The organism is uncultured Granulicatella sp., from assembly GCF_963515615.1.
Lineage (GTDB): Bacteria > Bacillota > Bacilli > Lactobacillales > Aerococcaceae > Granulicatella.
The window spans coordinates 15,357-27,925 of the sequence record NZ_CAUPZT010000004.1 but is presented as its reverse complement, the minus strand read 5'-3'; the positions used below and the strand labels follow the sequence as shown (position 1 = coordinate 27,925).

10 protein-coding genes are annotated in these 12,569 nt (G+C 32.9%); 9 read left to right on the top strand and 1 reads right to left on the bottom strand.

Annotated features, from left to right (window positions below):
• Positions 1-109: 109 nt before the first annotated feature.
• The 3 genes from nrdI to nrdF are packed head-to-tail and all read left to right on the top strand — an operon-like array spanning position 110 to position 3,676.
• Positions 110-475, top strand: a complete 366-nt coding sequence (gene nrdI, locus RYL55_RS01560) for a class Ib ribonucleoside-diphosphate reductase assembly flavoprotein NrdI (RefSeq protein ID WP_314110887.1) — start codon at positions 110-112, stop codon at positions 473-475.
• Positions 468-2,645 carry a class 1b ribonucleoside-diphosphate reductase subunit alpha gene (gene nrdE / locus RYL55_RS01555; RefSeq protein ID WP_315006681.1) on the top strand — a complete coding sequence of 726 codons (2,178 nt, stop codon included), beginning with the start codon at positions 468-470 and terminating at the stop codon, positions 2,643-2,645. Before nrdI ends, nrdE begins: the two co-directional genes overlap by 8 nt.
• A gap of 20 nt (positions 2,646-2,665) precedes the next feature.
• Positions 2,666-3,676: a class 1b ribonucleoside-diphosphate reductase subunit beta gene (gene nrdF / locus RYL55_RS01550; RefSeq protein WP_315006679.1), complete on the top strand. Its 1,011-nt coding sequence runs from the start codon at positions 2,666-2,668 to the stop codon at positions 3,674-3,676.
• A gap of 36 nt (positions 3,677-3,712) precedes the next feature.
• On the opposite strand, the gene RYL55_RS01545 is transcribed toward nrdF, so the two are convergent.
• Positions 3,713-4,264, bottom strand: a complete 552-nt coding sequence (locus tag RYL55_RS01545) for a DNA-3-methyladenine glycosylase I (protein WP_315006677.1) — start codon at positions 4,262-4,264, stop codon at positions 3,713-3,715.
• A 401-nt stretch (positions 4,265-4,665) separates the two neighbouring features.
• On the opposite strand from RYL55_RS01545, the gene glyQ reads away from it, so the two are divergent.
• From glyQ to RYL55_RS01515, 6 genes are read left to right on the top strand one after another with little or no spacing between them, the layout of a single operon-like run.
• A complete protein-coding gene (gene glyQ / locus RYL55_RS01540; protein WP_040507500.1) occupies positions 4,666-5,547 on the top strand; it encodes a glycine--tRNA ligase subunit alpha in 882 nt (293 codons plus the stop codon).
• A 32-nt stretch (positions 5,548-5,579) separates the two neighbouring features.
• Positions 5,580-7,655: a glycine--tRNA ligase subunit beta gene (glyS, locus tag RYL55_RS01535; RefSeq protein ID WP_315006674.1), complete on the top strand. Its 2,076-nt coding sequence runs from the start codon at positions 5,580-5,582 to the stop codon at positions 7,653-7,655.
• Between the two features lie 29 nt (positions 7,656-7,684).
• On the top strand, positions 7,685-8,995 hold the full coding sequence (gene obgE / locus RYL55_RS01530; protein ID WP_006702797.1) for a GTPase ObgE: 1,311 nt from the start codon (positions 7,685-7,687) through the stop codon (positions 8,993-8,995).
• Between the two features lie 8 nt (positions 8,996-9,003).
• On the top strand, positions 9,004-10,824 hold the full coding sequence (locus tag RYL55_RS01525; protein ID WP_315006672.1) for an acyltransferase family protein: 1,821 nt from the start codon (positions 9,004-9,006) through the stop codon (positions 10,822-10,824).
• Positions 10,825-10,832: 8 nt separating this feature from the next.
• Entirely contained in the window at positions 10,833-11,759 is a 927-nt protein-coding gene (gene rnz, locus RYL55_RS01520; RefSeq protein ID WP_315006670.1) for a ribonuclease Z, read from the top strand.
• Position 11,760: 1 nt separating this feature from the next.
• A complete protein-coding gene (locus tag RYL55_RS01515; protein ID WP_315006668.1) occupies positions 11,761-12,561 on the top strand; it encodes an SDR family oxidoreductase in 801 nt (266 codons plus the stop codon).
• The last annotated feature ends 8 nt before the right edge of the window (positions 12,562-12,569 follow it).

Here is a 12,569-nt window from a genome sequence, read left to right as displayed (position 1 = left end):
TACTATATTTTGTGTTGTTCTTCATGTGAAATACTAAATATAGAATCTTTTGGTTGATATAAGACTGGAAAGTAGATATAATAAAGAGGTATGAAATAGAGGAGTAAGTATGAAAGTAGTTTTTTTATCATTAACTGGACAGACGAGAAGATTTGTTCAAAAATTAGAGTTACCAACTGTAGAAATTACACCACAAAATGTATTTCTAACTATGGATGAATCGTATATTATTATAAGTCCTACTTATGATATGGAAGTATTTGAATATTTTCAAGATTTTATTGAAACAGGTAATAACCAAGCTTTATTAAAAGGAGTAGCTGGTTCTGGAAATCGCAATTTTAATACTTCCTTTTGTCAAACAGCAAAAATCATTTCTACTACTTATGACGTTCCACTATTGCATTGTTTTGAGTTTCATGGAACTCAAAAAGACGTAACTATAATAAAGGAAAAGGTGAGCGAACTTGGATAGTCCAAAATTAATTAGTAAATCTCAAGAAGTAACATATTTTTCATTAAATAATGAATTGAACCGTCCGGTTGATGGGAAAATTCCTTTACATAAGGATAAAGAAGCAGTACGTGCATTCTTCTTAGAACATGTTAATCCAAACACGGTGTTCTTCTATACATTAGATGAAAAATTAGATTATTTAATTGAACATGATTATATAGAAGAAGAGTTTTTAAATAAATATGATCGTGAATTTGTTAAAAGCTTAATGCAAGAAATTTATAAGAAAAAATTCCGTTTTCGTTCATTTATGTCAGCATTTAAGTTTTATAAGCAATATGCTTTAAAAACAAATGATGGCGAACGTTATTTAGAACGCTTTGAAGATCGTATTGTCTTTAATGCTTTATTTTTAGCAGATGGAGATGAACAATTAGCTAGAGACTTAGCTGAAGAGATGATTCATCAACGTTATCAACCAGCTACACCAACATTTTTAAATGCTGGAAGAAAACGTCGTGGAGAATTAGTGTCTTGTTTCTTAATTCAAACAACGGATGATATGAATAGTATTGGTCGTACAATTAACTCTGCTTTACAACTTTCAAGAATTGGTGGGGGAGTTGGAGTAAGTTTATCAAACGTTCGTGCAGCTGGAGACCCAATTAAGAAAATTGAAAATGCTTCTAGTGGGGTTGTTCCAATTATGAAATTATTAGAAGATAGTTTCAGTTATTCAAATCAATTAGGACAACGTAATGGTGCAGGAGCCGTTTATTTAAATGTTTTCCACCCAGATATCGTATCATTCTTGTCGACTAAAAAAGAAAATGCGGATGAAAAAATTCGTGTTAAAACATTATCATTAGGGCTAGTAGTTCCAGATAAGTTTTACGAGTTAATTAAGAATGATGATATGATGTATTTATTTAGTCCATATGATGTGGAACGTATTTATGGGGTTCCTTTCTCTTATGTCGATATTACAAAAGAGTATGATAATATGGTGAATAATCCAGAAATTCGTAAATCAAAATTACGTGCACGTGATTTAGAACAAGAAATTAGTAAATTACAACAAGAATCTGGTTATCCATATATCGTAAATATTGATACAGTGAACAAAGCAAATCCAATTGATGGAAAAATCATTATGAGTAACTTATGTTCAGAAATTTTACAAGTACAAAATCCTTCAGTGATTAATAATGCGCAAGAGTATGAAGTGCTTGGAACGGATATTAGTTGTAATTTAGGTTCTACAAATATTGTTAATTTAATGCAATCACCTGATTTTGAACGTTCAATTGAAGTGGCAGTTCGTGCATTAACATTTGTCACAGATCATTCAAGTATTGATGCAGTTCCAACTGTTAAAAATGGAAACCAAAAGGCTCATACAATTGGTTTAGGAGCAATGGGCTTACATACATTCTTTGCGTTAAATCAAATGGAATATGGTTCGCCTGAATCGATTGAAGTAACAGATTTATACTTCCGTCTATTGAATTTTTATACATTAAAAGCAAGTCATAAAATTGCTAAAGAACGTGGTGTAACATTTGATGGCTTTGAAAAATCTACCTATGCATCAGGAACTTATTTCGATTCTTATACAGAGTCAGATGTAGAAATTAAATCTGAAAAAGTAAAAGAAATTTTTGCGAACTTACCAATTCCAACGGCAGAAGATTGGAAACAATTAAAAGCAGATGTAATGGCAGACGGTTTATATCACCAAAATCGTCTAGCAATTGCTCCAACTGGCTCAATTAGCTATGTAAATGAAACAAGTGCAAGCTTACATCCAATTACTCGATTAATTGAAGAACGTCAAGAGAAGAAAACGGGTAAAACTTACTATCCAGCACCATTCTTATCAAATGAAACATTACCATATTATAAATCAGCTTATGATATTGATATGCGTAAAGTGATTGATGTATATGCAGCAGCTCAAAAACATATTGACCAAGGAATGAGTTTAACATTATTTATGCGTTCTGAATTACCAGAAGGATTATATGAATGGAAAAATGGACGTACAAGAAAAATGACAACAAGAGATTTAAATATCTTGAGAAACTATGCTTGGAATAAAGGAATCAAATCAATTTATTATGTTCGTACATTTACAGAAAATAATGATGAAATTGGAAGTAATGGTTGCGAAAGTTGTAGTATTTAATTCAAAAAAGGAGACTTATCATGAGTGAGAAACGTTATTTTAATGAGATTTTGTCACAAAATGCTTCTGCACCAGTAGCTTATTATAAAGCAATCGACTGGAACCAAGTAGAAGATATGATTGACAAAATGACATGGGAAAAGTTAACCGAGCAATTTTGGTTAGATACTCGTATTCCTGTTTCAAATGACTTAGATGACTGGAGAACATTATCCCCAGCTGAAAAAGATGTTGTAGGGAAAGTATTTGGAGGATTGACTTTATTAGATACATTGCAATCTGAAGAAGGTGCGAGTCTGATGAAAGACTATGTTCGTACACAACATGAAGAAGCAGTATGGAATAATATTCAATTTATGGAATCTGTTCATGCAAAAAGTTATTCAACGATTTTCAGTACTTTACATACAAAAGCTGAAATCGAAGAAATTTTTGAGTGGACAAATAATAATGAGTTTTTACAATACAAAGCTCAAAAAATTAATGAAATTTATCAAAGTAGAGATGCACTAAAAATGAAAGTAGCTTCAACGATGTTAGAAACATTTTTATTCTATAGTGGTTTCTTTACACCATTGTATTATTTAGGAAACAATAAATTAGCCAATGTAGCGGAAATTATTAAATTAATTATTCGTGATGAATCTGTTCACGGAACTTATACAGGCTATAAATTCCAACAAGGATACAATGAATTACCTATAGAAGAACAAGAAACTCTTAAAATGTGGGTTTATCAATTATGTTTAGAATTGTATCAAAATGAAGTGAAGTATACACAATCAATTTATGATCAAGTTGGTTGGACTGAAAAAGTAAAAGTATTCATTCGATATAATGCGAATAAGGCTTTACAAAATTTAGGGTTTGATCCATTATTCCCAGATACAGCTGAAGATGTGGATCCAATTGTGATGAATGGTATTTCAACAGGTACAAGTAATCATGACTTCTTCTCTCAAGTGGGGAATGGTTATTTACTTGGAACAGTAGAAGCTATGGAAGATGATGATTATTCTAAATGGATGTAATCTAAATAAAGACTTTTATGCAACGCATAAAAGTCTTTATTTGTGTTTAAATGGACAAGAATCAAGGTGATCATTGATGATGCCAGATGCTTGTAAAAATGAATAGAGGGTAGTCGGTCCGATAAACTTGAATCCAAGTTTTTTGAATTCTTTACATAATTGATCGGTAAGTGGAGTAGAAGATGGAACTTCTTCCATCGTTTCCCAGTGATTGATAATAGGAGTGTGGTCGAACTTACTCCATAAAAATTCATGAAAACTTCCGTATTGATTTTGTAGTTGCAAAATAATTTTCGCATTTTGAATAGTGGCTTCAATCTTTTGACGATGACGAATGATTTTAGGATTTTGAAGTAAGTGTTCTATATTATTTTTTGTAAATTGACTAACTTTATGGATTTCAAATTGGTTAAAGGCTTCTCTGAAACCTTCACGTTTTTTCAAAATAGTCGACCAACTGAGTCCAGCTTGCATCACTTCTAAAGTCAAAATCTCAAATAGTTTCTGATCATCAAAACAAGGAACTCCCCATTCTTCATCATGATATTTTTGATCGAGTTCAGAAATAGTTGCCCAAGTACAACGCATAAAATTCGCCTCCTTTAATAATGGAAAAATTATATCACGATGAAGTGATAAAAGCTAACAAATGATTGATATAACTTGACTTTTGAAGGAAAAATCAGTAATATTAATGCAGTAAATATGACGTGGAAAATGAAACAATTATTCTAAATATGAATAGAGAGAACGGGATAGGTGGAAGCCGTTTGATAGAGAATGAATTGTGGCGCATTGGAGTCAATAGCAAATGAAGCTTAGAGTTTTCTAAGAAATTAGGGTGGAACCGCGATGAATCGTCCCTATGTATGCTTTTTTAGTGTACATAGGGATTTTTTTATAGGGAAAAGGAGGAAAGCTTCGTTTTGCAATAAGAGACTCTAGATGAATTTTATCCTGTCATAAAAATTATAGAAAGTAGGAATACTATGTCAAAAAAATTAACAGTACAAGAAATTATTTTAACATTACAAAATTATTGGTCAAATCAAGGCTGTTTATTATTACAAGCTTATGATACTGAAAAAGGTGCTGGAACAATGAGTCCATATACTTTTTTACGTGCCATTGGACCAGAGCCATGGAATGCTGCTTATGTAGAACCATCTCGTCGTCCAGCTGATGGTCGTTATGGTGAAAATCCAAACCGTTTATTCCAACATCACCAATTCCAAGTTGTGATGAAACCATCTCCTGAAAATATTCAAGAGTTATATATTGGAAGTTTAATTGCATTAGGAATTGACCCATTAGAACATGATATTCGTTTTGTTGAAGATAACTGGGAAAATCCATCATTAGGCTGTGCTGGTCTTGGATGGGAAGTATGGTTAGATGGAATGGAAGTCACTCAATTTACATACTTCCAACAAGTAGGGGGATTAGAATGTCATCCAGTAACAAGTGAAATTACTTATGGTTTAGAACGTTTAGCTTCTTATATCCAAGAAGTAGAAAGTGTATATGATTTAGTCTGGACTGGCGATGTAAAATACGGAGATATTTTCAAACAACCAGAATTTGAACATTCTAAATATGCATTTGAAGAAAGTAATCCAGAATTATTAATGCAATTATTTACTGAATATGAAAAAGAAGCAACAATCCTAATGGAAAAAGGTCTTGTTCACCCAGCTTATGACTGTGTATTAAAATGCTCTCATGCCTTTAACTTAATGGATGCACGTGGCATTATTTCTGCGACAGACCGTGCAGGATTTTTAGGTCGTATTCGTAAAATGGCACGTACCATTGCTAAAACATTCGTAGCTGAAAGAGAATCTTTAGGATTCCCATTATTGAAAGACTAATAGGATAGGCTAGTAACATTAGGAGGACAATTATGACAAAATCATTATTATTAGAAATTGGTTTAGAAGAATTACCAGCGCAATATGTTCGTACAAGTTCAGAACAATTAGCGACTCGTGTGGAAGACTTTTTCAAACAAGAAAACTTAGCATTTGAATCTGTAGAAGCTTTTGCAACACCAAGAAGATTAGCTGTTCGTGTAAATGGATTAGAAGAAGAACAAGAAGATCGTGTTGAAATTTTTAAAGGTCCATCTTTAGCAATCGCACAAAAAGATGGCGCATGGACAAAAGCTGCTGAAGGATTTGTTCGTGGAAAAGGTTTAACAACAGACGATATTTACGTAGAAACAATTAAAGATGTAGAATATATCCACGTGAAACAATTATTACAAGGTAAATCAACAAAAGAAGTTGTTAAGAAATTATCTTCAGTTATTACCGATATGAAATTCCCAGTTACAATGCGTTGGGCTGCTCATACGTTTGAATATTTACGTCCAATTCACTGGATTGTTGCTTTATATGGAGAAGAAGTCATTGAAGAAATTCAAGTATTAGATGTAAAAGCTGGACGTGTTTCAAGAGGACATCGTTTCTTAGGAAAAGATACTGAGATTGCAAAACCAGAACAATATGAAAAAGCTTTAGCTGAACAATTTGTTATTGTGAATCAAGATGAAAGAAAAGCATTAGTTCGTAAACAAATTGAAGAGTTAGCCGCTAAAAATGCTTGGACAGTTCCAATTGATGAAGAATTATTAGAAGAAGTAAGCTCTATTTTAGAATATCCAACAGCTTTTGCTGGAACATTTGATGAAAAATATTTAGTAGTTCCAGAACCAGTATTAGTAACTTCTATGAAAGAACATCAACGTTATTTTGTAGTATACAATGCAAAAGGTGAATTACAACCTTATTTCATTTCTGCACGTAACGGAAATGACTACATGATTGAAAATGTGGCAAAAGGAAATCAAAAAGTATTAACAGCTCGTCTAGAAGATGCTTTATTCTTCTATGAAGAAGATAAAAAAGTTCCAATGACAGCATTCTTGAAGAAATTAGAAACATTAAACTTCCATGCGAAAATTGGTTCAATGACTGAAAAAATGAATCGTGTTCAATTATTAGTAGGGCGTATTGCAAGTGAATTAAATGTGGATGCCAAAGATATTCAAACTGCACAACGTGCAGCTGCCATTTACAAATTTGACCTAGTAACAAATATGGTTGGTGAATTCCCTGAATTACAAGGAATTATGGGGGAAATTTACGCGAAAAATTATGGAGAAACTCCAGAAGTAGCTAGAGCAATTCGTGAACATTATATGCCAATTAGTGCTGATGGTGAACTACCTTCATCAGTACCAGGAGCATTATTAGCGATTGCAGATAAATTAGATACATTCTTAAGCTTTACAGCTGCTGGTATGTTACCAACAGGTTCAAATGACCCTTATGCATTACGTCGTCAAGTAATGGGCTTAGTGCAAATTGTCGAAGCTTTTGATTGGCATTTAGAAATTGAAGAATTTGCAAAATTATTATTAGGCTTAGATTATGCAGAATTTTTAGAAGATAAAAAAGAAGATGTACAAGCATTCGTTTTAGGATTTATTCGTGAAAGACTTGCTCAAAGAATGACTACAGTAACAAAACGTCATGATATTATTGAAGCGGTATTGAATTCTAACTCTAAGAGTGTACCAGAACAAATGAAAGCTGTAGCTGTGTTAGAAAAAGAAGTATCTAATACAGCAATCAAAGATATTACTGAAGCATTAAACCGAGTGATTAATATTAGTGCAAAAGGATTTTCAGAAGCTCGTCATTCTTCAGAATACTCAATAGATAAAGTTGAGACAGAAAGTGAACGTCAATTAGTAGAATCAATTGCTACTTTAAGAAAAGACTTTGAGAACTATTCAGCTCAAGAAAAATTTGCAGCATTTGCATCGATTACTCCAAAAATTCATGAATTTTTTAATGAAAATATGGTCATGGTTGATAATGAAGAAATTCGTACAAATCGTTTACGTTTCTTACGTGAATTAGCACTAATGATTTTAGAGTTTGCTGACTTCACAGAGTTAATTGTTAAATAGTCAATAAAATAAGAAAGGAGTAAATCCTAATGGCAGTTTTTTATGATCGTGCGACGATATGGGTGAAAGCCGGAGACGGTGGTAACGGTATGGTAGCATTTAGAAGAGAAAAATACGTCCCAGATGGAGGTCCTGCTGGTGGAGATGGTGGACGAGGCGGTAGTGTCATTTTTAAAGTCGATTCAGGACTTAGAACGTTATTAGATTTCCGTCACAAACGTCATTTCAAAGCAAAACCTGGTGAAAATGGGATGAGTAAAAGTATGTATGGTCGTGGAGCAGATGACTTAATTGTTAAAGTACCTGCTGGAACGATTGTTCGTAATGCTCAAACAAAAGAATTGATTGCAGACTTAGTAGAAGTAGATCAAGAAGTAGTCGTAGCAAAGGGTGGTCGTGGAGGCCGTGGAAATATTCGCTTTGCTACTCATAAAAATCCGGCTCCAGATATTGCTGAAAATGGAGAACCAGGAGAAGAATTTGAAATTGAATTAGAATTAAAAGTATTAGCAGATGTCGGTTTAGTTGGATTCCCATCTGTAGGAAAATCAACTTTATTATCGGTAATTTCTAGCGCAAAACCAAAAATTGCGGATTATCATTTTACAACTTTAAATCCACAATTAGGGATGACACAAGCTCCAAATGGTGAGCAATTTGTTGTAGCCGACCTTCCTGGGTTAATCGAAGGAGCTCATATGGGTGTTGGTTTAGGAATCCACTTCTTAAAACATATTGAACGTACAAAAGTATTACTACATGTCATTGATATGGCTTCAATGGAAGGAAGAAATCCTTACGAAGATTATCAAGTGATTATGCAAGAACTAGGCTCTTATCATTTAAGGTTATTAGAACGTCCAATGATTATTGTGGCAAATAAAATGGATCAACCACAGTCTGAAGAATTATTAGAACAATTTAAAAAAGATTTACAAGAAAACTTACCAGATGGTCAAGAAATGCCTGAAATTTTCCCGATTTCTGCTTATCGTAAAGATGGCTTACAAGCACTACTAGCAAGAACAGCAGAAATATTAGAAGAAACAGAATTCTTCCCATTAGATGAAGTACAAGAAGCTCAAACTCATATGGTTTATGGGTTGGAAGAAGAAGAACGTCCATTTGATATTACAAGAGATCCTGATGGTACATGGGTATTATATGGAGAAAAACTAGAAAAATTATTCTTAATGACGAATATGGAACATGATGAATCTGTGATGCGTTTTTCACGTCAATTACGTGGAATGGGTGTCGATGCTGCCTTACGTAGTCAAGGTGCTGAAAACGGTGATATGGTTAGAATTCGTAAATTTGTCTTTGAGTTTGTCGATTAGGTGATGTCATGATTGATAGAACTGAAATTGAAAAACGAGAGTATATCGCAGCTTTTGATGGATTAAGAGCCATTGCGATTATGAGTATCGTAGGCCATCAAATGATGGCTTACCGTATTCCAGGTGGATTTCTAGGTTTAAATATCTTTTTATTATTGTCAGGTTATTTTATGACCGCTAGTCTAATGGATTCATTAATGAAAAATGGAAAAGTACCGTTAAAGTCATTTTTAACACGAAGATTAAAACGAATTATTGTCCCGACTTTTGCGATGATTATAGCAGTAATTTTCTATTTACTACTATTTCAAAGGGAACTCTTAGTGAATTTAAGAAGTACAATGGTTTCCAATTTATTCTTTATGAATAACTGGTGGCAAATTATTCAGGAAAATGATCATGCGATAACGGTATTAACGCAATCGCCATTTTCTCATTTATGGTACATGTCATTAGCGGTTCAATATTATTTATTATGGCCAATTTTATTTGTATTTTTAAGTGTGATGATTAAAAAACATCAAGTGTTACAAAAGGTTGTCATTGTACTGTTAGTGGCCTCTGTATTATTAATGATGGCAAAAGATGTTTCAAATGCTAATTTCTTAAGAATATTGTTTGGAACGGATACACGTGCTTTTTCTGTTTTAATGGGAGCAGTTGTAGCCTTATTATTTCCGATTCAAAAATTTTATGGAGAGTATACACAAAAATATCGCTATGAATCAGCGATTCGTTTTGTACCAATTGGATTATTAATTTTATTCTTATTTACAATGAAAGAACATAGCTCTATCACATTCAGAGGCGGCATGTTTATTTTTGATGTCATTGTAGCAGTTTTAATGATGATTTCCCTACATCCTAAATCAGTGACCTCTTTATTCTTTCGTTTAAAACCTTTAACGGTAATCGGTAGAAGAAGTCTTTCTTATTATTTATGGTACTTACCATTATCGGTTTTATACCAAGCTAAGATTGGGGATACTAGTTCTACCCCAGTTTTACATAGATTGGTAGAAATTGTGTTATTAGTTATTTTAGGAGAACTTTGGTATCAATTATTTGAAAGAGGAAAATTCACTAAAGTTATGCAACGATTAACATCACAGTGGAGTCATTCAACACGAAGAACAGTAAAAGTAGTGTATTATATTTCGATTGTCATGATTTTAGTAATTGGATTTATTCAAGCAAGTCCAAGATTATCTGCTCAAGAATCAGCTTTACAAGAAGTATTATTAGCTAGTGAATCTTTATCAAAAAATACTCGAAATACTGATAAAAAAACCGTTAAAACGATTAATAATATTCAAGGACTAAGTCGAGAAGAAACGGTATTTAGTTCGAATAGTTCTATTACTTTTATTGGTGATACGATGTTATTAGCGATGGCTCAAGAAATTCCAACATTATATCCCAATGCCGTGATTAGTGCCAATCGAGATCTTCAAGTGTTTGAACTCGGTGGAATGATTGATCAATTGAAACAACAAAAACAATTGGGAGATATCATTGTATTAATGGTTGGAAGTAATGGAGCTTATACGAAGGGACAATTAGATGCTGTTTTAAAAAATATTGGAATGGATAAACAAATATTTTTAGTGTCAAATACGATTAATCGTACATGGCAACGTGAAATTAATCAAATTGCGAATCAATTAGCCGATAAATATTCAAATGTTTATTATATTGATTGGAAAACTGAAGCAAGTACACATCCAGATTGGTTCTATGAAAAAGCATCAATTGTTAATACTACTGGAGCCCATCAACAAGGATTATGGATTGCTAAAATGATTTATCAAACATTAAGAGGTAGTTAGGAGCAAGTATGGAATTACAATTTTTAGGTACAGGTGCTGGAGTTCCAGCCAAAATGAGAAATGTTTCGTCAATCGCTTTGAAACTATTAGATGAAAGAAATGAAATCTGGTTATTTGATTGTGGAGAAGCAACGCAACAACAAATTTTAAACACAACCATTCGACCAGGAAAAATTAAAAAAATATTTATTACGCATCTTCATGGAGATCATATTTTTGGATTACCAGGTTTGTTAACGAGTCGCTCATTCCAAGGTGGAGAAGATGAATTAATCGTTTATGGGCCAAAAGGTATTAAACGTTTTATTGATGCAAGTATTTCAGTTTCATATTCTAAACTTAGCTATCCATTGAAAGTGATTGAATTTGAAGAGGATGGAGTATTGTTTTCGGATCAACAATTTAAAGTAGAAGCGATGAAGTTAGAACATGGTATTCCTTCTTATGGATTTCGAATCACAGAAGCTGACCAAATTGGTGAATTAAAAGCAGATGAATTAAAAGCGCTAGGAGTGCCATTTGGTCCTGTTTTTGGTCGATTAAAACGTGGGGAAGTGGTCACATTAGAAGATGGTCGTGTAATTGATGGAAAAGACTATGTCAGTGAAGATATTAAAGGACGTATCGTAGTCATTTGTGGAGATACAAGATTTACTCCGAAAAGTATTACTTTAGCGCAAAATGCTAATGTTCTCGTTCATGAAGCTACTTATGAAGCAGATAAAGAAAAAACTGCTCGTCAACATTTCCATTCAACCAGTAAACAAGCGGCAACGATTGCTTTAGAAGCGAATGTTCAACAATTATATTTAACTCATATTAGTGCGCGTTATTTAGGGCATCAAGTGAGTCAATTAGAACAGGAAGCTCGTAAAGTTTTCCCACAAACAAAAGTAGTCAAAGATTTTGATACATTTACGATTGGAAGAAATTAATATGGTAAAACGTGAACAGTTTTCAATAAATGGGAAAATGGTATTGATTACAGGAGCTAGTGGAGGCTTAGGCGAACAATTAGCTTATGAATGTGCCAAACAACAAGCCGGTTTAATATTAGTGGCAAGACGTGAAGAAGTCTTAAAACAAGTAGCCAATACATGCCAACAATGGACGAATCAACCAGTTTATTACTATCCCTGTGATTTATCAAAAGCAACTGAAGTAGAATTGTTATTAGAAAAAATAAAGTCTATTGATGTAGACATAGTCATTAATAATGCAGGAAGAGGCTATTTAAAACAAGCCGTTGATTTATCAAAAGAAGAAATTGAAGAGATGTTACAATTGAATTTATATACTTTAATTCAAACGACGCAACATTATCTTCCAAAATTTATCAAGAAAAAATCAGGAATGTTTGTACAAATTGCTTCTCAAGCAGGGAAAACAGCAACTCCAAAAACTTCGGTTTATTCAGCTTCAAAATTTGGAGTGTTAGGTTATTCTAACGCTTTGCGTTTAGAATTAAAAGAACAAGGCATTCATGTAATGACGGTCAATCCTGGACCAATTGCTACTCAATTTTTTGAAAAAGCAGAACCAACAGGAAAATATTTAGCAAGTGTATCTCTATATGTTTTAACAAGTGAGGAAGTTGCAAGAAAAATAGTTCGAGGAATGAAACTTCAAAAAAGAGAAGTGAATGTACCGTATAGTATGAATCTTGCAGCAAAATTAAACTTCTGTTTCCCAAAAATTGGAGACTTTAGTATTTTAAAATTATTTAATAAAAAATAAGTTCTGGA